Source organism: Nisaea nitritireducens (genome assembly GCF_014904795.1).
In the GTDB taxonomy this organism is placed as follows: Bacteria; Pseudomonadota; Alphaproteobacteria; order Thalassobaculales; family Thalassobaculaceae; genus Nisaea; species Nisaea nitritireducens.
On record NZ_JACZFS010000051.1, the window covers coordinates 66735 to 86913 of the forward strand.

Annotated in this window: 16 protein-coding genes; 12 read left to right on the forward strand and 4 right to left on the reverse strand. The window is 60.8% G+C overall.

Going from position 1 to position 20179, the window contains the following annotated elements; genetic code table 11:
- The first annotated feature begins 98 nt into the window (after positions 1-98).
- The 3 genes from carA (at position 99) to greA (ending at position 5153) form a co-directional block, all read left to right on the forward strand.
- Positions 99-1316: a glutamine-hydrolyzing carbamoyl-phosphate synthase small subunit gene (carA, locus tag IG629_RS17575; RefSeq protein ID WP_193173226.1), complete on the forward strand. Its 1218-nt coding sequence runs from the start codon at positions 99-101 to the stop codon at positions 1314-1316.
- 8 nt (positions 1317-1324) lie between these two features.
- Positions 1325-4582: a carbamoyl-phosphate synthase large subunit gene (gene carB, locus IG629_RS17580; RefSeq protein ID WP_193173227.1), complete on the forward strand. Its 3258-nt coding sequence runs from the start codon at positions 1325-1327 to the stop codon at positions 4580-4582.
- 97 nt (positions 4583-4679) lie between these two features.
- Positions 4680-5153 carry a transcription elongation factor GreA gene (greA, locus tag IG629_RS17585; protein ID WP_193173228.1) on the forward strand — a complete coding sequence of 158 codons (474 nt, stop codon included), beginning with the start codon at positions 4680-4682 and terminating at the stop codon, positions 5151-5153.
- A 73-nt stretch (positions 5154-5226) separates the two neighbouring features.
- Here greA and IG629_RS17590 read toward each other — a convergent pair whose 3' ends face one another.
- Positions 5227-8280, reverse strand: coding sequence for a cytochrome P460 family protein (locus IG629_RS17590; protein WP_226886889.1), 3054 nt, complete (start codon positions 8278-8280; stop codon positions 5227-5229).
- A gap of 527 nt (positions 8281-8807) precedes the next feature.
- Here IG629_RS17590 and metZ point away from each other — a divergent pair.
- The 3 genes from metZ to IG629_RS17605 all read left to right on the forward strand — a co-directional run bounded on the left by metZ (position 8808) and on the right by IG629_RS17605 (position 11229).
- Positions 8808-10016: an O-succinylhomoserine sulfhydrylase gene (gene metZ / locus IG629_RS17595; protein WP_193173230.1), complete on the forward strand. Its 1209-nt coding sequence runs from the start codon at positions 8808-8810 to the stop codon at positions 10014-10016.
- 94 nt (positions 10017-10110) lie between these two features.
- Positions 10111-10641, forward strand: a complete 531-nt coding sequence (locus tag IG629_RS17600) for a PAS domain-containing protein (RefSeq protein WP_193173231.1) — start codon at positions 10111-10113, stop codon at positions 10639-10641.
- 111 nt (positions 10642-10752) lie between these two features.
- Entirely contained in the window at positions 10753-11229 is a 477-nt protein-coding gene (locus IG629_RS17605) for a GNAT family N-acetyltransferase (RefSeq protein WP_193173232.1), read from the forward strand.
- Between the two features lie 19 nt (positions 11230-11248).
- Here IG629_RS17605 and IG629_RS17610 read toward each other — a convergent pair whose 3' ends face one another.
- Positions 11249-12229, reverse strand: a complete 981-nt coding sequence (locus tag IG629_RS17610; protein ID WP_193173233.1) for a mitochondrial fission ELM1 family protein — start codon at positions 12227-12229, stop codon at positions 11249-11251.
- Between the two features lie 153 nt (positions 12230-12382).
- Between IG629_RS17610 and IG629_RS17615 the strand changes: the two genes are divergently transcribed.
- The 6 genes from IG629_RS17615 (at position 12383) to IG629_RS17640 (ending at position 17350) form a co-directional block, all read left to right on the forward strand.
- Positions 12383-12892, forward strand: a complete 510-nt coding sequence (locus tag IG629_RS17615; protein ID WP_193173234.1) for an Lrp/AsnC family transcriptional regulator — start codon at positions 12383-12385, stop codon at positions 12890-12892.
- Between the two features lie 82 nt (positions 12893-12974).
- Entirely contained in the window at positions 12975-13412 is a 438-nt protein-coding gene (gene dtd / locus IG629_RS17620; RefSeq protein WP_319025121.1) for a D-aminoacyl-tRNA deacylase, read from the forward strand.
- Positions 13409-14083, forward strand: coding sequence for a hypothetical protein (locus IG629_RS17625; protein ID WP_193173236.1), 675 nt, complete (start codon positions 13409-13411; stop codon positions 14081-14083). Before dtd ends, IG629_RS17625 begins: the two co-directional genes overlap by 4 nt.
- A gap of 93 nt (positions 14084-14176) precedes the next feature.
- The gene (locus tag IG629_RS17630; protein ID WP_193173237.1) at positions 14177-15517 is read left to right on the forward strand and encodes a Re/Si-specific NAD(P)(+) transhydrogenase subunit alpha; all 1341 of its coding nucleotides are present in this window, start codon (positions 14177-14179) and stop codon (positions 15515-15517) included.
- A gap of 2 nt (positions 15518-15519) precedes the next feature.
- Positions 15520-15936 (forward strand): NAD(P) transhydrogenase subunit alpha, encoded by a 417-nt coding sequence (locus tag IG629_RS17635; RefSeq protein WP_193173238.1) that lies wholly within the window; start codon positions 15520-15522, stop codon positions 15934-15936.
- Between the two features lie 16 nt (positions 15937-15952).
- Positions 15953-17350, forward strand: coding sequence for an NAD(P)(+) transhydrogenase (Re/Si-specific) subunit beta (locus IG629_RS17640; protein WP_193173239.1), 1398 nt, complete (start codon positions 15953-15955; stop codon positions 17348-17350).
- A 229-nt stretch (positions 17351-17579) separates the two neighbouring features.
- Here IG629_RS17640 and IG629_RS17645 read toward each other — a convergent pair whose 3' ends face one another.
- A complete protein-coding gene (locus IG629_RS17645; protein WP_193173240.1) occupies positions 17580-19829 on the reverse strand; it encodes an ATP-binding protein in 2250 nt (749 codons plus the stop codon).
- 9 nt (positions 19830-19838) lie between these two features.
- Positions 19839-20179 (reverse strand): hypothetical protein (locus tag IG629_RS17650; RefSeq protein WP_226886890.1); only part of this gene is annotated, 341 nt, incomplete at its 5' end.

The following is a 20179-nucleotide window of genomic DNA, read 5'->3' on the forward strand; positions in this document are numbered from 1 at the left end:
CTGAATTGACATTTAAATGTCGAGCAAGCGGAAATCCCATGAGATCCTCCGCGGTTCACGTGTGCCGGAACCGCAGCGATTCACGAGGGATATTCGCAATGGCGCAGCCTGCGACCGCCGATAACGCTAAACCCGACTTCTCCTCCGTCACCAAGCCGGACGGCGCCACCGCCGTTCTGATGCTGGCAGATGGCACCCTGTTCTGGGGCCGAGGATTGGGCGCCGCCACCGTCCGAGTAGGCGAAGTCTGCTTCAACACCTCGCTGACCGGCTACCAGGAGATCATGACCGATCCGTCCTATGCCGGTCAGATCATCACCTTCACCTTCCCGCATATCGGCAATGTCGGCGCCAATTCAATGGATGTCGAGACCACCACGCCGGCGGCGCTTGGACTGGTGCTCCGCGCCGATATGACCGAGCCCTCGAATTACCGCGCCGAGCGGCACTTCGACGACTGGCTGAAAAGCTTCGATCTGCCCGGCATCAGCGGTGTCGACACAAGGCGCCTGACCCGGCTCATCCGCGACGGCGGCGCGCCGACGGGCTGCCTCGTCCATGCCCCGGACGGTGTCTTCGATCTCGATGCGCTTTGGGAGAAAACCCGGGCATGGCCGGGTCTGGAGGGTATGGACCTGGCAATCCAGGTATCCTGCCGGCAAACCTATCAGTGGCGCGAAGGCACTTGGGAATTCGCGCGCAACGGCATCAACGGCGAAGACAGTTTCGAAGTCGAGCCCGAGATCAAGCGCCATGTCGTGGCGATGGATTTCGGCGCCAAGCGGAACATCCTGCGCAACCTCGCCAGCCTCGGCTGCAAAGTCACCGTGGTCCCGGCCGACGCCAAGGCCGAGGAAATCCTGGCGTTTGAGCCTGACGGCATCTTCCTTGCCAACGGTCCGGGCGATCCGGCCGCAACCGGGGAATATGCGGTCGCGGAAATCAGCAAACTGGTCGATAGCGGCAAACCGGTCTTCGGTATCTGCCTCGGCCACCAGATGCTGGCCCTGTCCCTCGGCGCCAAGACCGAGAAGATGCATCAGGGCCACCGCGGCGCGAACCATCCGGTGAAGGATCTGACCACCGGCAAGGTCGAGATCACCTCGCAGAACCACGGCTTCGTCATCAGCGAAGGCAGCCTGCCGGACGGTGTGGAAATCACCCACCGCTCGCTGTTCGACGGCACGATCGAGGGCATCCGCCTCAAGGGCCGCCCGGTCTTCTCCGTGCAACACCATCCCGAAGCCTCCCCGGGGCCGAAGGACAGCCATTATCTCTTCCAACGGTTTGTCGATCTGATCGACAAGGAAAGCTGAGCGGCGCCATGCCCAAACGTACAGATATCCAGTCCATCATGATCATCGGGGCCGGCCCGATCATCATCGGTCAGGCCTGCGAGTTCGATTATTCCGGCGCACAGGCCTGCAAGGCCCTGAAGGAAGAAGGCTACCGGGTCATCCTGGTGAACTCGAACCCGGCGACGATCATGACCGATCCGGGCCTCGCCGATGCGACCTATATCGAGCCGATCACACCCGAGATGGTCGCCCGTGTGATCGAAAAGGAAAAGCCGGACGCACTGCTGCCGACCATGGGTGGACAGACGGCCCTGAACACGGCGATTGCGCTGTCGAAGGACGGCACGCTGGAAAAATACGGTGTCGAGCTGATCGGCGCCAAGCTGGAAGCCATCGAGAAGGCGGAAGACCGGTTGCTGTTCCGCGAGGCGATGGACAAGATCGGCCTCGACTCCCCGCGCTCCAGCCTCGTCCACACGGTCGAGGAAGCCATGGACGCGCTGTCCCATGTCGGCCTGCCGGCCATCATGCGCCCGTCCTTCACCCTCGGCGGCGAAGGCGGCGGGATCGCCTATAATGCTGAGGAATACGAGCAGATCATCCGCAATGGCCTGCGCGCCTCCCCGGTCAGCTCCGTGCTGGTCGAGGAAAGCGTGCTCGGCTGGAAAGAATACGAGATGGAAGTGGTCCGCGACAAGGCGGACAACTGCATCATCATCTGCTCCATCGAGAACGTCGATCCGATGGGCGTCCATACCGGCGACAGCATCACCGTCGCCCCGGCACTGACGCTGACCGACAAGGAATATCAGCGGATGCGCGACGCCTCCCTCGCAGTGTTGCGCGAGATCGGTGTCGAGACCGGTGGCTCCAACGTTCAGTTCGCGGTCAACCCGGAGAACGGCCGACTCATCGTCATCGAGATGAACCCGCGTGTCTCCCGTTCCTCCGCCCTCGCCTCCAAGGCAACCGGCTTCCCGATCGCCAAGATCGCGGCAAAACTGGCCGTCGGTTATCTGCTGGACGAACTCAGCAACGACATCACCGGCGGCGCGACCCCCGCGAGCTTCGAGCCGACCATCGATTATGTCGTCACCAAGATCCCGCGCTTCACCTTTGAGAAGTTTCCAAACGCGGTGCCGCTGCTGAGCACGGCCATGAAATCGGTCGGCGAAGCCATGTCGATCGGCCGGAGTTTCCCCGAGAGCCTGCAGAAGGCCCTGCGCTCCATGGAAACCGGCCTGACCGGCCTGAATGAAGTGGACATGCCCGGTGTCGACAGTGACGGCGTGGACCGGCAACGGGTGCTGGCTGCCCTCAGCGAGCAGACGCCGGACCGGCTGCTGCGCGTCGCCCAGGCCTTCCGGGCCGGCCTTTCCCTGCAGGAAATCCAGAATGCCTGTCACTTCGATCCGTGGTTCCTGCGGCATATCGAAGAGATCGTGGCGGTCGAGGCCGAAGTCCGCGAGGCCGGCCTGCCTGCCCACGCGAAGGATTTCGCCCGGCTGAAGAAAATGGGCTTCTCCGATGCCCGGCTCGGCGAGCTGACCGGCAAGGAAGAGGCGGACGTGACCGCTGCCCGGCACGCACTGGATATCCGCCCGGTCTACAAGCGCATCGATACCTGCGCCGGCGAATTCCCGTCTCCCACGCCCTATATGTATTCCTGTTACGAGAGCAATGGCTACGAAGCCCCGGAATGCGAGTCCGATCCGACCGATGCCGAGAAGATCGTCATTCTCGGCGGTGGCCCGAACCGGATCGGCCAGGGCATCGAGTTCGACTATTGCTGCGTCCATGCCGCCTACGCGCTGTCAGAGGCCGGCTACGAGACCATCATGGTCAACTGCAACCCGGAAACCGTCTCGACCGACTACGACACCTCGGACCGGCTCTATTTCGAGCCGCTGACTGCCGAGGACGTGATCGAACTGGTCCGCAAGGAACAGTCGAACGGTACGGTCAAGGGCATCATCGTGCAGCTCGGCGGGCAGACCCCGCTGAAGCTCTCCCAGGCGCTCGAGGATGCGGGCATTCCGATCCTCGGCACATCTCCTGACGCCATCGATCTTGCCGAAGACCGCAAGCGCTTCCAGGCATTGCTGAACGATCTTGGCCTGCGCCAGCCGGCGAACGGTACCGCCTTCACCGTCGAGGAAGCAGAGGCCGTCGCCCGTGACATCGGCTATCCGGTTGTCATCCGTCCGTCCTACGTGCTCGGTGGCCGGGGCATGGAGATTGTCCACGAGCCGTCCCAGCTTCGCCGCTACATGGAGAAGGCCGTCGTCGTGTCGGGCAAGAACCCGGTACTGGTCGACAGCTTCCTGCGCAGCGCGGTCGAGGTCGACGTGGACTGCCTCTCCGACGGTAGCCAGGTCTATATCGCCGGCATCATGGAGCATATCGAGGAAGCCGGGATTCATTCCGGCGACAGCGCCTGCTCCCTGCCGCCGCAGAGCCTGCCGGAAACCGTGATCCAGGAAATCCGGCGGCAAGCGACCCTGCTGGCCGAGGGCCTGAAGGTTGTCGGTCTGATGAACACCCAGTTCGCGGTCAAGGACGGTGCGGTCTTCATCCTAGAGGTCAACCCGCGCGCCAGCCGGACGGTACCGTTCGTCGCCAAGGCGACCGGTGTGCCGATTGCCAAGATCGCCAGCCGCATCATGGCCGGCGAGAAACTTGCCGACTTCCCGCTGCCGGCAAAGATGCCGGATCATGTTGCCGTGAAGGAAGCCGTCTTCCCGTTCAACCGCTTCCCGGGCGTCGATGTCATTCTCGGCCCGGAAATGAAATCGACCGGCGAAGTCATGGGCATCGACAAGGATTTCGGCCGCGCCTTCGCAAAAAGCCAGATGGCGGCAAGCACGCATCTGCCGACATCCGGCACGGTGTTCGTGTCCGTGCGTGACGAGGACAAAGCTCAGATCGTCAAACTGTCCGCCGATCTTGCGGAAATGGGCTATCTGCTGCTGGCGACCGAAGGCACCGCGAACGCCCTGAAAGAGGCGGGGTTGCGTGTCGACCGGACTAAGAAAGTACTCGAGGGCCGGCCGCATGTCGTCGACAACATGCTGTCCGGACATGTCGATCTGGTCATCAACACGACTGGCGGGACACAGGCTATCGCGGACAGTTTCAGCTTGCGTCAGACTGCGCTGACCCACAATATTCCTTATTACACGACGGTCGAAGGTGCCCGGGCCGCTGTTCAGGCAATGAAAGCGATGCGGGCTGGTCGCCTTGAAGTTGCGCCGTTGCAATCCTATCTAAGCGGATCGTTTTGACGGCCGGCGGTAGGACCGGGCGCCACCGGTGACTCTTTTTCGGAAGAGCGGGTCGCCTTTTTGTGAGCTATTTGAGTAAGTAACCGAGGTCGGTTTAATGGAAAAAGTCCCGATGACGGCGCAAGGCTTTGATCGCCTCAAGGCCGAGCTGAAGCAGCTAAAGACTGTGGAGCGCTACGAGATCATCAAGGCCATTTCGGAAGCCCGCGAACACGGCGATCTTTCAGAGAATGCCGAATATCATTCCGCGCGCGAGCGCCAAAGCTTCATCGAAGGCCGCATTCTCGAACTTGAGGACGCGACCAGCCGCGCCGACGTCATCGACACAGCCAAACTCGGCGGCGAAACGGTAACCTTCGGGACCATTATCAAGGTCGCGGATGAGGATACGGACGAAGAGCAGACCTTCACCATTGTCGGCCCCTACGAGACGGACATCTCGAAGGGCTTTATTTCGACCTCTTCCCCGATCGCACGCGCGCTGATCGGCAAACGGGTCGGAGACAGCGCTGAGGTGGCCACGCCACGCGGTGCAAAAAGCTACGAGATCCTCAGCATCGCCGTGATGTAATTCCGGCGTACTGAGAGCACAAAATTGAAGAGAAGAGCCCGGTTCGCCGGGCTCTTCTTCGTTCAGAATGTCGCTAGTTCCCCGCCGGAACCGTGACGGAGCCGGTATCCGCGATGGTGAACTTCCAGTCTTCGGCCTGGGTGCCATCGAGATTGAGATTCCCGCCGAGGAAATAAAGCCGGTCGCGATCCTTGCCCTTGGCCGTGCAGAACCGGTCCTGCAGGTAAAAGGGCGGAGTGGCCTGATAGGACAGCCGGGCCCGGACCGATACCGGCGTGCCGGCGAGATCGCCCAGCGGCACGGCATAACTCAACCTGTCACCCCCGCCGGTCTTGTAGTCAGGATCATTCCCGACACCGAGAGATCCGGCATCCTCAGCCATATCTGCCCCGGCTCCCAATGCCGCCGCGATCGCCTTGCGCTGGTCGAGCGGGAGGTAGCCGGTCGGCAACAGCCTGTTATCCTTCACCTCCGCGCAGATCGACAGGAACGAGGTGGTCAGCTGGCCTTCCGGCTTTGCGTCGTGACCGCATTGCGGGTTGCTGGAACCCGGCTTCGGCGTGCTGACCAGTTCCTGATAGATCTGCACCTGATCCTGCCGCGTGATGACCTGGTGGTGCGGCTGGTGCAGACGTTTCTCCGGCTCGATCCGGGCAGAGCAATCGTCCTCCCACCACATCTCGCCCGGCAGAGGATCTCCGGCTGGATCAAGAATCCTGCCTGCACCATCGGTCTTGCCGGAGGACCAGATCACATTGCCCAGCCGGTCCATGACATCGAAGGTCACGAAAGCCCGCCGGAAGCCAACCCCGGACGGGAACTTGTGCCCGACATGATTGGTGATGGAAACATCCGCCTTGAGGACTGCTTTGTCGGGATCGACAGCGACGTTGGTGACGGCAAGATCGGCCGTTGCCTTCGCCGCCTGATCCAGCATCTTCTGCTCGGTATAGATCAGCGGGTCCATGCCCTTCTTGCCCATCATCGGGTCCTGGGTCCTGATGCCAAGCACCTCCGGGAACTGCTGCGCCATACCGGTGAGGAAGACGTTGAGGCCGACCAGCGTATGTTCGGCAAAGCCCTCGCGCACCGGGAGATCGATTTCATCCGGGCCGCGATTGAACTCGGCCTGCGGGAAATTGGAGAATTCCTGGATGCTCGCGATCCGCGACTTCACCGGCTTCCCGTCCGCCGTCTTCGACGGCATGTGGCAGTCCTGGCAGCTCTTTGAGATGGAGCCCGCACCTTCAGGCAATGGGCCGTCCGGCGAGGTTCCTGTGCGATAGGCACTGAAGGCCCATTCCGGATAGGTCAGCTGCTCATAGACATGACCGACGGTCTTGCCCTCATGCATCACCGGCAGGTGGACCGTGTGACAGGTGCCGCAGGTCTCCGACATGGCAAGAGTTGTGTTATGCGCCGGCTTGTTGCCGAGGGAGTCCAGCATGGGAGCGGTCTTTGGATCCTCGAACGGCCCGAAGATCGTCTCCGGACCGCCGACCAGGAACGAGCCGGTGAAGGTCTTGGCAAACCCGCTTACATCTGGATTGAGAAAGGCCTGCCGCTCGACCACGCATTTGTTCTCGGGTCGCTCCTTCACCTCGTTGGAGATGTTTTCGCCGAGCACCATGCGATGACAGGAAGTGCAGGAAATACCGTCCCGGGCCAAAGCCCCGTAATCGGCATATTCGACATGCTCGTTCTTGGCTTTCTCGGATGGCCACGGCGTCGCCTCGACCACTTCGCGGGTGAAGGCTCCGCAGCCAGCCGGGTCCTCACCCTTCGGCATGGTGGCGATCGGCTTGATCTTGCCAGTACTGACATCGATGCCGTACTGACGCTGCCCCAGAATGCCGTGACAGCCGAGGCAGGTGTTCTCGACCAGCTTGGCGTCGGCTTTATGGAAGGTCTGGGTCTCGCTCGCCAGCTGGGCGAAGAAGATCGGATCGCGCCCGGCCAGCCCCATCGGGGATGTCCGCCAGGAGCCATAGGGAGAATGGTTCCACATCTTTCCGGCGGCGGCATCCGAGCCGTCGCCATAATCCGGCGACACGGGCTCCGTCATATCGAACTGCAAGCCCGTGCTGCCCGCATTGTGGCAGCCAAGACACTGGCTGGAGGTCAGATATTCGTCATGGATCGTCGGGCCACCGGCGGCAACAAAGGTTTCGTCATAGGTCTCCGACGGCATCTTCGGGACAGTCGCATAGTCTGGTGCCGGCCCGGGCCCGTTCCACTGGAAGGCCTCTGTGAATGCGGGATTGTAGGCATAGAGCGGCTGTCCCAGCCGCCGGACCTGATCTGTCGGCAATGTGACGACCGGATGGTTCGAGGCCGTGTCCGGCGTCGGGTCCTCGTCCTGATTGAGGAACACCAGCGGATGCCCCGGCTCCCCCTCGATATTCTTCTGCGAGGAGAAGGTCATGTTGTCCCGGGCGGAGGCATGGCAGTTCATGCAGTATTGCGCGAACCCCATATTGACCATCAGGTTTGAGGACTGGTTCGCCGGATAGTCCGGAGCCCAGCCTTTCCAGCCAAACCAGCCCCAGAACCAGCCGTCATGACTTTTCTTGGAATCACGCACCATGATCGCGGCGCCGTGGATGTTCGGGATCAGCTTCTCCGGCTCCACCGCAGAACAGACCGATGCCGGGGAGGAGTACATCTCCTTCACCATGATCGCACCGTCCGGAACGGGCGCCTTGTCCGTGCCCGAATCCTCGTCCGCCGGGGTCCGGTTGTCCTTGATCCAATCGAACATTTCCGGCGAGTACCAGATCACCACCGGCGCATGCGTGCCGTGATAGGTGCCGATCCATTCACCGCCCGTCAGATGTGCTGTCTCGGGCCCGGTATCGCGGACAAATTTGTCCCGCACCCAGCCGGACGTCTTGTCTCGATGGCAGAAATTCACGAAATATTCCTGCAGCTTCAATTCGTATTCCCGCAGCGGCAGCGCGGAAGGATCACGCACGACAGGATCCAGTTTCCGGCAGAGCTCAAGATCATGTGGCAAAACCGGGACACTCTGCTCTTCGGGACAGACGGCCGCAGCAATGCCGCCACCAAGCCCGAAGAACAGCGCCCCGGAGGCAAAAAAAGTCCGCAACCGGCGAAAACCAGACATTATTCTCTCCATGTCCGCGTGCTCTGTGGCACGTTCTGAAACAACCTTTTAAAGTAGAATAACATAATCCCGTCTCTACCCAGAGGCGGGACCGTTTCAGAACTGTGAAAACCTGCTCGGCGGATCAATCTGTAGCGCCGATGGTCACGGCCGATGGCAAGGCCCGGCGCTGGATCGACAGCGCCCTCGACTGCTTTTTCTGCTTTGCCAGCTACAAGCTGATCACCAGCCGGACCTGATATCCTGAAGCCACGGGGGGCGGCACCGCGCTTGACAGGCCGGGCCGCCCTCGTCTATCTCAGAGTTCAGCGCCGATTTGAGACTCAGATTGCGGGCGCTTAATAAATGCGGCTAAAGAGGGATTTCGATCCGTCCGGCGCCGCCGCGACGGATTTTTTGTTTCAGGCTTGGTCCGGCCGATTGGACCCGCGGGATTTGAGGGCAGCTTGCATCCGCGTCACCAAGTGCTAAAGCGCCACGGGGAAATGCTCCCGTGGGCCCGATCAGAGACCAAGGAGCAGACGACCATGTCCGACAAGATCAACCCCGCCTTCACCGAAGCCGCCGACTGGAATCTGGAAACCCGCCTGGTACGCGGCGGCACCAACCGGTCCGAGTTCGGAGAAACGTCCGAGGCCCTGTTCCTCACGTCCGGCTATGTCTATGACAGCCCGGAATCGGCCGAGGCCCGCTTCAACGGCGAAGAAGACGGCTTCGTCTATTCCCGCTACGGCAACCCGACGGTCCAGATGTTCGAGGACCGGATGGCCCTGCTGGAAGACGCCGAGACCTGTTTCGCCACCGCCAGCGGCATGGCGGCCGTCTGGGCAGCCCTGATCTGCCAGCTCAAGACAGGCGATCATGTGGTCGCCGCCCGGGCCCTGTTCGGCTCCTGCCATCACATCGTGACCAAGATCTTCCCGAAATTCGGCATCGACGCGACGCTGATCGACGGCACCGACATCGCCCAGTGGCAGAGCGCGGTCAAACCGAACACCAAGGTTTTCTTCTTCGAGACCCCCTCCAACCCGACCCTGGAGATCATCGACATTCCGGCCGTCGTCGCCATCGCCAAGCAGGCCGGTGCACGCGTCGTCGTCGATAACGTCTTCTCCACCCCGATCCTGCAGCAGCCGATCCGGCTCGGCGCCGACATCTCGGTCTATTCCGGCACCAAGCATATCGACGGCCAGGGCCGGGCCCTCGGCGGGGCCGTGCTCTGCTCGAACGAGTTCCGCAAGGACTATCTTGAGCCTTTCATGCGCCATACCGGCGGCTGTCTCAGCCCATTCAATGCCTGGGTCCTGCTGAAAGGCCTTGAGACCCTCGACCTCCGGGTCCGCCGCCAGTCCGAGAATGCGCTGGCCATCGCCGAATTCCTGGAAAGCCATGCCGCCATCTCGCGAGTGATCTATCCCGGCCTCGCCTCCCACCCGCAGCATGCGCTGGCGGCGAAGCAGATGAGCGGCTTCGGTACTCTCGTCTCCTTCGACGTCAAGGGCGGCAAAGATGCGGCCTTCAAGCTGCTGAACGGCCTCAAGATCGTCGATATCTCGAACAATCTCGGCGACACCAAGAGCCTGATCACCCATCCATACACGACCACGCACCGGGCGATGGAAGAGGCGGCCCGTCAGGCACTCGGCATCAGTCAGGGCCTGGTCCGGATCTCCGCCGGCATCGAGAGCAAGGATGATCTGCTTGCCGATTTCACAAGGGCACTCGGCAAGCTCTAACGCCTCAGAAACTAGCGAAAAGCTGGATTTGAGAAGGAATTGCTCTACTAATTATATAAAATACGCAAAAAGCGATGCAAATCAGGGGCACACAATGGCCCAATGGGGACGGCAACCTTTCAGTAAAGCAGATTTTCTGTTCGCGGAGCGGATTGGCCTTGAGGATCTGCCCGAGGACTCACTGATCAGAACTGCCTATGCATTCTGGCGGGCTCTGGCACCGGAGCCGTCCCTGCCGGCCCGGAGCGACTTCGACGCAACGGACGTGCCCCGCAAGATCATGCCCTGGGTCTTCCTGCATGAGGTGGTACGCAACGAGGATGGCACCCTCGACTACCGCTGCAAGCTGATGGGAACAAGCACCGTTGCGATGATCGGCTTTGACCCGACCGGCCATCTGAACACTGAGTATTTTACGACGCCGGAGCTCAGTTACCTCAACGAAAGCCTCGACCTGACAGTGAATAAGGCGATACCGACCTTCTGGAAGGCCGGTGTCCCGCATGCACGCTACGAGACTGTCGCCGTCTGGCGTGGGATTTTCCCTCTGGCGAGCGACCGGAAAACGGTCAATATGATCCTCGGTATAGGGGAACCGCGCCGTGTACCGAGAGATCCGAAATAACATCTTAAAATAGATTGAGTGATAGTTAATACTGTTATTGAGTTAAAACCCCACCGAGATCCGGAAAGCAATCAGGAGGGCACACATGGGCCGTCCCAGCGATGCAAAACGATGATAGCGGCCGAGACCGCCTATCGGGTGCGGCGGGCCCATGTCTCAGACGCGGGTGCCATAGCAGACCTGATAAACCCGATTATCGCGGATGGCGGGCTCACCGCCATGACCGAAAACATGACAGTTCCGGATCAGGAGAGCTTCATCCGGTCACTGCCAAATCGTTCCGTCTATCTGGCAGCGATAGAGGATGCGACGGACTCTCTGCTCGGCGTCCAGGATTGCCTGCCTGACCCCGATCGTCCGATGCAGTGCGATATCAGCACTTTCGTGGACCTGAAAGCGTCCCGCCGGGGTGTCGGCAGAAACCTCTTCAATGAAATGCTGAAGCACCTTGATCGCCTGGGGTTCCGAACGATCCGTGCCGTCATCCGGGAAGAAAACGCGGGAGCCCGGGCCTTCTATCGCACACTCGGATTTATCGAGACAGCAAACCAGAACGGCAAAGTGATTGCATCTTACAGGCTCGACTGAGCGGCAATCACACACGTCATTAGCGGTGGCGCCGTTCCAGATGACGTTCCAGCATCGGACGCAACGCCTCCGCTGCGCTCACGGCATCATTCAGCGGCTCATAGAGAAACGGCTCCACATGCCCGTCGAACGGCCGTGTCAGTTTTCGAGACCGCAGATTTTCCTGGAACGCCGCAATGCGTCCCGACGGTACCAGAAGATCGGCGACATAGACCCCTTTGCCGGACGAACAGGCCTCGGAGACCATGTTCACCGAGTCTGACGTCACCACAATGACGTCCGCCGCCCCGATGAAGCCGAGATAGGGGTTCTCCCCCTCCCCATTCCAGAAACAGGCGGCCGCCTCGTTCTCCCCGAGCGCGAAAAGTGCCTCGACCAGGCGCTCCGGTGTGCGCCGGGAGGCAGTGATCATCAGGCCGCAGCCACTGTCGATCAACTGCTCGAGGTTGCCGACGAACCTGTCCACCATCGCATCCTCGACCTTTTGCCGACGGGTGGCCCCGCCGACCGCGACCAGCACGCGCGGCCCCGGCAACGGCTGGATCATATGGCTGAAGCGTTTCGCCTCGGCTGGCAGATCCATGGTCGCGAGGCTGTTCAGGGAGGCTGTGGTCACAATCACATTGTCACCTCGTCCCGGATCATGTTCCGGGACAATCAGGGCGTCGAACAGCGCAGGGTCGATTCGCGGGTCCTGGATCTGCACAGCAAAACTATGACCACCGGACCGCCCTTTAACCGAGAGCACTGCCCCCGCGTTGCGGCGGCCACATCCGATCACAAGGTCCGGCCAGGGCGGCCCAAGCGGATCTCCTCCCGCACTCGGCGGAACCACGCGCCAGCTCCCCAATGCCGGGAATGCGCGCAGCAGCGTGGACGGTCGGATGCGTTTGATTACGGGATCCATGCCGAGAGCCCGTGCAAGAGCAACCGACTGCACCTCCATGCCACGGGTCCCGTCACTGACGACCCAGGCCGACATATCCGCCGGCAGACTCATAGGGTGCTCCATCACAATATTTACGCACGAATATGACAAGGAGATGTAATAATCTTGCGCGAACGATCCCACCTGCTTTATTCTGCACTGCAATATCCGGCAAGGGAAATTCTTCGCTGCCGACGACACAATCCGAATCAGGAGTCATCCGCCATGCGGCGCGTCAAGCTTGACCGTATCGACCGACGCATCCTTCGCGACCTGCAGGACAACGGGCGCATGACCAACGTGGACCTTGCGAACCGGGCCGGTATTTCCGCGCCGCCATGCCTCCGGCGTGTGCGTGCGCTCGAAGAGGCCGGCTTCATCCGCGGCTATCATGCGGACGTCAATCCGGAGGCGCTCGGCTACAAGGTCACCATATTCGCCTTCGTCGGCCTCAACAGCCAGGCAGAGGACGATCTGGTCGCCTTCGAGGAGATGGTCGAGGACTGGCCCGAGGTGCGCGAGTGCCACATGCTGTCCGGGGAGACCGATTTCCTGCTGAAGGTGGTCGCCAAGGACTGGGACACGTTCCAGAAATTCCTGACTACCCGGCTCACCCCGGCGCCCAATGTCTCGCATGTGAAGACCGCGCTATCTTTCCGGACGCGAAAGCAATTGCCGGGTGTGCCGGTAGAAGTCGACGTCGAGGACGACGAGGACGACGACATCGAAGAGTGAACACGTCCGGCTGTCCCGCATTTCCTTTCAGGGAAGGCCGGTTCGAATTTCACCAGAATGCAGGGGAGCGTCCGATTTGCGCGTGCTGTTGCAGAGAGTAAGCGAAGCCGCCGTCAGGATCGACGGAGAGACCGTCGGTGAGATAGGCCCCGGCCTCCTGGCGCTGGTCTGCGCCGTCGAGGGCGACGGTCAGGCTGAGGCGGAGCGTCTTGCCGGCAAGACAGCGAAGCTGCGGATTTTCGAGGACGAGGCCGGAAAGATGAACCGCTCCGTCGCCGATATCGGCGGCAGCGTGCTGGTCGTCTCGCAATTCACCCTCGCCGCAGATACTCGCAAGGGAAACCGGCCGAGCTTCATCGGCGCCGCGGCGCCCGAGCTGGCGAACGCACTTGTCGAACATTTCGGCGCCTGCCTGAAATCAGCGGGGCTGCCGATTGAAACCGGGCGGTTCGGGGCAGACATGAAGGTTTCCCTGATCAATGACGGGCCGGTTACGATCTGGCTGGACAGCGCCGCATGATGCATTTGCGAACTATGGCCAGTCTCGCCGCCACACTTTTTGTTGCCGCGGCCTGCACCGCCCCGCCACCGCCGAGCGGATCGTTCCCACCGAACCCGCGACGCGCCGACGCCGCGCCGGTGACCCTGATCGATACAGTGCCGACAGGACAAAGATGCATCGTCACCGGCGGAAAAGCTCAACCGCTTACCGTGACCACGCCGCGCCTCGTGGCGCTCCACGAATACGGTGACGCCCCCGTCATCGACTGCTTCGGCGACGGCTTCTTGCGCCAGCGCAAAGCCGTCCTGGCCAATAAAAGCAAGCGTCTCGCGGAACGATTGATCGTGCCGGGAGTAATCGACCCTGCCTTCGCACCCTATCCAAAGCGCGAAAAAAGCTCCGGACTGGGAGATTTTCCGGCGTGGGTCCGCATCCGGCTGCAACGAAATAGCTTCAAAACCATCGCGGAACGCGACCAATACTACGCTGCCGAAGCGCGGTGGATCGCCGCAGCCTGGGATACCATTGAATACCGCCTGAAGCAGGAATGCCAGAGCCGTCTGACCCAGGCGCAGGGCCTTATCCTGTTGGATACACAGTGTAAGAAGGCCTTCCGGGCACTCGCGGACCGGCGCGCGGCGGATCGCGCCACGGTCGAGGTAAACCGGCGACAATCCACCATCCGATAAGACCGGCCCTTGCCATGGTTGCTGCAGCGCGGCACTCTCGGCCTTCGTCGGCCCTGCGAGAGAACAATCGCGGAACGAACAGGAGAAACGCGAATGAAAATCGGCATCGCTAAAGAAAGGCGACCATACGAGGCGCGCGTCGCCGCATCGCCGGATACAGTTAAAAAATACGTCGCCATGGGCTTCGAGGTTGCTATCGAAAGCGGCGCGGGTCTGAGCGCGGCCTTCACGGACGCGGCTCTCGAGGCTGCGGGCGCGAAGATCGTCAAGACCGCGAAGGACGCTCTCAGCAGCGCGGATATCGTGCTCAAGGTCCGCAAACCCATCGGCCCGGGCGCCGAGGTGGAGAAGGAAACGGACGAGATCGCCCTGATGAAAAGCGGGGCGACCCTGATCTCGCTGATGGAGCCTTACAAGGACCGGGCGCTGATCGATGCGCTCGCGGCCAAGAAGATCACCACATTTGCGCTGGAGATGGTGCCCCGGATTACCCGGGCGCAGACCATGGATGTGCTCTCCAGCCAGGCGAACCTCGCCGGCTACAAATCCGTTCTGGATGCCTGCAACGAGTTCGGCCGCGCCTTCCCAATGATGATGACCGCCGCCGGCACCGTGCCGCCGGCCCGTGTTCTCGTCATGGGCGCCGGTGTTGCCGGTCTGCAAGCCATTGCCACCGCCAAACGTCTCGGCGCCGTTGTCTCGGCGACCGACGTGCGCCCGGCCGCGAAGGAACAGGTCGAGAGCCTCGGCGGTACGTTCGTCGCGGTCGAGGACGAGGAATTCAAGGAAGCGGAAACTTCCGGCGGCTATGCCAAGGAAATGAGCGACGCCTATAAGAAGAAGCAGGCAGAGCTGATTGCCGAAACGATCAAGAAGCAGGACATCATCATCTGTACGGCGCTGATCCCGGGACGTCCGGCTCCGGTGCTGGTCTCGGAAGAGATGGTGAAGACGATGAAGCCGGGCTCGGTGATCGTCGATCTCGCTGTCGAGCAGGGCGGCAACTGCCCGCTCTCCGAGTTTGGCATGGTTGTGCGCAAGCACGGCGTTGCGATTGTCGGCCACGCCAATGTGCCGAGTCGGATCGCCGTCGATGCCAGCGCGCTCTATGCCAAGAACGTGCTCAATTTCCTGACGCCGCTCTACGATGCGGAAGCAAAGAGCCTGAAGATTGATCTCGAGGACGAGATCGTGAAGGGCTCGCTGATCACCCAGGACGGCAAGGTCGTGCACCCGGCCGTTCAGGCGGTCGCCGCAGAAAAAACCACAGCGAAACCTGCTGCGAAGCCACGCGCGGCCCGTAAGCCGGCAGCGCCGAAAACAGCCTCTAAACCAGCCGCGAAAACAGCCAAGGCACCGGCAAAGCCGAAAGCCTCGACAGCGATTTCTGCAGCAGCGCCTGCAGCCGGTTCCGATAAAGAGGGGGATGCCTGATCATGGATGCCACCCAGATTGAACAGAAGGCGAAAGCCCTCGCCGAGCAGGCAGCGAGCCTGGCGGGTGAGATGGCGCAATTCGCAACGGATGCGGGCGGGGCCATCGGCAGCGTGACCGAAACAGCGCATACCGGCCCCTACAGTTTCATCTCGCTTTTCACGGTCTTCATCCTGGCCTGCTTCGTCGGCTACTATGTGGTCTGGCGGGTCACACCGGCGCTGCATTCGCCGCTGATGGGCGTGACCAACGCAATCTCCTCCGTGATCATCGTCGGCGCGCTGATCGCCGCCGGTCCGGCGGAAACGAACTTTTCCCAGATCATGGGCTTCTGTGCCGTGGTGCTGGCGTCGGTGAATATTTTCGGCGGCTTCATCGTCACGCAGCGCATGCTGTCCATGTTCAAGAAAAAGCGCTGAGGCGGGGGATAGAAACATGACCGAGAATCTCTCAGCCGTCCTTTATCTGATCTCCAGCATCTGCTTCATCATGGCGCTGAAGGGCCTCAGCTCGCCGGACAGTGCCCGACAGGGCAACATGTTCGGCATCGCCGGCATGGTGATTGCCATCCTCACTACCATCGCCATGCCGGAAGTGATGAGCTACGGCACCATTCTCGCCGGCATCGTCATCGGCGGCTCTATCGGCACCTTCATCGCCCGCAAGATCGAGATGACGGCCCTGCCGCAGCTCGTTGCGGCCTTCCACAGCCTGGTTGGCCTCGCTGCCTGTTTCGTTGCAGCGGCCGCGTTCTTCAGGCCCGAGGCTTACGGTATCGGCACGCCCGGCAACATCGCCGTCGGCTCGCTGGTGGAAATGGCCGTCGGCCTCGCCATCGGCGCGGTGACCTTCACCGGCTCGATCATTGCCTTCGGCAAGCTGCAGGGCATCCTGTCCGGCGCGCCTGTCACCTTCTCCGGCCAGCACCCGCTGAACGCCGCGCTCGGCCTGCTGATGGTGGCGCTGGTTGTCTGGCTTTGCATCGACCAGAGCCCGGCCGCCTTCTGGGCCGTCTTCGTGCTCGCCCTGGTGCTGGGCATCCTGATCATCATCCCGATTGGCGGCGCCGATATGCCGGTCGTGATCTCGATGCTGAACTCCTATTCCGGCTGGGCCGCCTGCGGCATCGGCTTCACCCTCGGCAACTCGCTGCTGATCATCACCGGGGCGCTTGTCGGCTCCTCCGGTGCGATCCTCAGCTACATCATGTGCAAAGGCATGAACCGCTCCTTCTTCAGCGTCATTCTCGGCGGCTTCGGCGGCGAGAGCGATGCGGCGGCGGCAATGGGCGGCCCCGGCGGCGACAAGTCGGTGAAGTCCGGCAGCGCCGACGATGCGGCCTTCATCATGGAGAACGCCTCCTCAGTCGTCATCGTGCCGGGTTACGGCATGGCGGTGGCGCAGGCCCAGCACGCATTGCGGGAATTGGGCGACATCCTGAAGGGTAAAGGCGTGAAAGTGCGCTACGCCATCCACCCTGTGGCGGGCCGCATGCCCGGGCACATGAACGTGCTACTGGCGGAAGCAAACGTGCCCTACGAAGACGTACTGGAGCTGGAAGAAATCAACCGCGATTTCGCCCAGACCGACGTCGCCTTCGTGATCGGCGCCAACGACGTCACCAACCCGGCGGCGAAAACCGATCCGGCCAGCCCGATCTATGGCATGCCGATCCTCGACGTGGAAAACGCAAAGACGGTTCTGTTCGTCAAACGCGGCATGTCGTCCGGCTATGCCGGGGTCGAGAACGAGCTGTTCTTCCGGGACAACACGATGATGCTGTTCTCCGACGCGAAGAAGATGTGCGAGGAAATCGTCCAGGCGCTCGACTGACGCAGGACGGAAAGAACGAATCAAAAAGGAGCGCTTCGGCGCTCCTTTTTCTGTTCCAAGCAGAAACTCATTTCCCGCTAGCGGTCTTTACTGGGCCGACCATTTTCCGCCACAGCACTGCAATCCAGCGCCCCATCCGTTGCCAGCGCCTCACTTCACCGCCGAGTAACATAAGATCCTCCCAGAATTTTGACCGGGACTATAGCAAGCAATTGCCGCGGGTGAAGGGTTACAAAACCGCCGCGGCTTCCCCGTTGAATGCTTGTGACCGCTGACTGGCGAAGTCAGGAGCAAGCCGGATACGAAAAGTCGCGCCTTTATCCGGCTCACTTTCGACTTCGATTTCGCCGCCATGTGCGGAGACAATCCGCTGAACGATGTAAAGCCCGAGACCAGCCCCCGCGGCGTGACGGACGTAAGCAGAAGACGCCTGCCGGAATGGTTCGAATATCTGTTCCTGCTCGGCTTTTGGTATTCCGCATCCGTTATCCGTAACTTCTATGATCACATGATCATCATCGGCCCTACGGACGATGACCTGGATCCGTCCCTGCTCGCTTGTGAATTTGAATGCGTTCGTAAGCAGGTTAATGAAGACCTGCCGCAGCAAACGCTGATCAGCACAGAAAACGGCGACATCTTGATCGACCTGGAAGTCCCATACCCGCAGAGCCCCCGCGCTCTGACCAAGCATGACTTCCCGGCATTCTTCCAGAAGTTTCTCGACCTCGAAATTGACCAGTTTTGGCAGATCCTCGCCGCTTTCCACGCGCGACACGTCGAGAATAGAATCGATGAGCTCAAGCAAGAACCGACCGCTTTGATTTATGCTCCCCGCATATTCGAGATAGCGGGGGTTTTCCATAGGACCGAAAGCCTGCATCTGCATGATGTCAGAGAATCCAAGGATCGCGTTGAGCGGTGTACGCAGCTCGTGGCTGACACTGGCGAGGAACTGGGATTTCATCTCGTTGGCACGTTGCGCCTCCCGAAGCGCCTCTGCTTTCTCGCTTTCCACAATCTTCCGCTCCGATATGTCTCGGAACGTCAAAACATGAATCTCACGCTCGGTGGTTCGACGTTCGAACGGGCTCTTGCTCAGGGGCACCCGGGTAACGCCCACTGTCATTTCAATATCGGCGACCTCGTGCTGGCCGAACGGAATGGACATTTCGAAACGCTCGCCGGACTGTTCGCTCTCCAGTCGGAGCCGAATTTGCTCATACGCCTCTTGGGAAAAGACAGCTGAGAGGCTTTCGCCCCGCACCTTCTCCAGAGAGGTTTGCAGGAGGCGTTCCGCCGTTCCATTCATTTGTTCGATGAATCCGCGGCTGTCCGACATGACGATACCGTCAAAGCTGTCGCTGACCACACGCCGCATGAGTTCACGCCTGTAAACACCGGCGATCCTTTGTCGAAACAGGCGCAAGCCTTGCTCCTGCAGGGTTCTCAGAAGCTTGACAAACCACCATCCGGCAAGCGCCAGGAGCCATGCGCCAACTTCCAGAACGAGGGGCGTGGCGGCTTGCAGTCCGACGCACACGGCAAGAAACGCAACGCCGACACCGATTGTAGGTAGTGATGAAGTCAGCCAGGAGCGCGTCAATATCAGATAGCCGAGCGGCAACAGGAGCAACAGCCCGACCAAAGTCGTCACCATGTTGCTCGATCGCAGTGCACGATCCAGCAACAGACTCTCGGCAGCCAGGGTCTGGACATAAACGCCCGGCAAATAGCCGTAGCGGGGCACCGGAAACTTGTCCCCAAGCTCTATCGCCGTCGCCCCGATCACAACGCGCTTGCCCTTGATCAAACTATGATCGAAATCACCATCGAGGACATTGCGCATCGACAGGAATGGAATGCTGTCATAGTCGATTCCAAAGTCGATCAGGAACCGATCAGCGGTTACCCGCCCTTCGGCGAGCAATACGGCCAGAGAAGGATTCTTACGCCCGTCGACGTCCTGAAACGGTTCATATCGCCAGATTTTGGAATCATCTTCCGGCGTGACATTGACTGAACCGAAGCCGCTACCAGCCCGCTCAAACTGCGTAGCCGAACGTTCGATCAATTGCTCCCCCACCGAAGAGCGCCCCGCCTCCTGCACGAAGCTTGGAAGAATGATCTGTGCGGCGCTTTCGTCAATGGCTGAGCGAAGCGCCAGGTCGTCTTCCTCCGTGGAGTAAGAACTGAAATCAATGTCGATAGCGACAGTCCGTGCTCCGGCTTGCCCCAGGCGGCGGATCAGGTCGGCATATGTCCGCCTTGGGAAGGGCCACACCCCGATCGCACCGATTGTACCGGCATCGATTTCGACAACCGTGATCTCTCCGCTCGCCGGAGTTGTCAGCCACTGAAACTTGAAATCGAGAATTCTGCGATTGAGCGGCTCAAGCCAGCCGGAAAAACTCAGAGCAGCCACAATCAAAGGAACTGAAAGCAGCAGAACCAAGGTCTTTCCGTGCAGCCTTTCCATGCCCCGCATTCAGACCGTACCGGCTGCCGTGGCTTTCAATCGCCCGGCCGTCTCCTCAGCGTTCACCTGAAGAGAGCACTCTTCAGGATCGAGCTTTCTAACTATTGCCGTTGCCATTCCCGTTGCCATTCCCGTTGTTGCCGGAATTGCCGTTGCCATTTCCGTTGTTGCCAGAATTGCCGTTGCCATTCCCGTTGTCACCGGAATTGCCGTTGCCATTCCCGTTGTTACCGGAATTGCCGTTGCCATTCCCGTTGTCACCGGAATTGCCGTTGCCATTCCCGTTGTTACCGGAATTGCCGTTGCCATTCCCGTTGTTACCGGAATTGCCGTTGCCATTCCCGTTGTTA

Bases quoted from the DNA above. Each gene is read 5' to 3' on its own strand.
- carA (WP_193173226.1), top strand. From the start codon at position 99: ATGGCGCAGCCTGCGACCGCCGATAACGCTAAACCCGACTTCTCCTCC.
- carB (WP_193173227.1), top strand. From the start codon at position 1,325: ATGCCCAAACGTACAGATATCCAGTCCATCATGATCATCGGGGCCGGC.
- greA (WP_193173228.1), top strand. From the start codon at position 4,680: ATGGAAAAAGTCCCGATGACGGCGCAAGGCTTTGATCGCCTCAAGGCC.
- IG629_RS17590 (WP_226886889.1), bottom strand. From the start codon at position 8,280: ATGTCTGGTTTTCGCCGGTTGCGGACTTTTTTTGCCTCCGGGGCGCTG.
- metZ (WP_193173230.1), top strand. From the start codon at position 8,808: ATGTCCGACAAGATCAACCCCGCCTTCACCGAAGCCGCCGACTGGAAT.
- IG629_RS17600 (WP_193173231.1), top strand. From the start codon at position 10,111: ATGGCCCAATGGGGACGGCAACCTTTCAGTAAAGCAGATTTTCTGTTC.
- IG629_RS17605 (WP_193173232.1), top strand. From the start codon at position 10,753: ATGATAGCGGCCGAGACCGCCTATCGGGTGCGGCGGGCCCATGTCTCA.
- IG629_RS17610 (WP_193173233.1), bottom strand. From the start codon at position 12,229: ATGAGTCTGCCGGCGGATATGTCGGCCTGGGTCGTCAGTGACGGGACC.
- IG629_RS17615 (WP_193173234.1), top strand. From the start codon at position 12,383: ATGCGGCGCGTCAAGCTTGACCGTATCGACCGACGCATCCTTCGCGAC.
- IG629_RS17625 (WP_193173236.1), top strand. From the start codon at position 13,409: ATGATGCATTTGCGAACTATGGCCAGTCTCGCCGCCACACTTTTTGTT.
- IG629_RS17630 (WP_193173237.1), top strand. From the start codon at position 14,177: ATGAAAATCGGCATCGCTAAAGAAAGGCGACCATACGAGGCGCGCGTC.
- IG629_RS17635 (WP_193173238.1), top strand. From the start codon at position 15,520: ATGGATGCCACCCAGATTGAACAGAAGGCGAAAGCCCTCGCCGAGCAG.
- IG629_RS17640 (WP_193173239.1), top strand. From the start codon at position 15,953: ATGACCGAGAATCTCTCAGCCGTCCTTTATCTGATCTCCAGCATCTGC.
- IG629_RS17645 (WP_193173240.1), bottom strand. From the start codon at position 19,829: ATGGAAAGGCTGCACGGAAAGACCTTGGTTCTGCTGCTTTCAGTTCCT.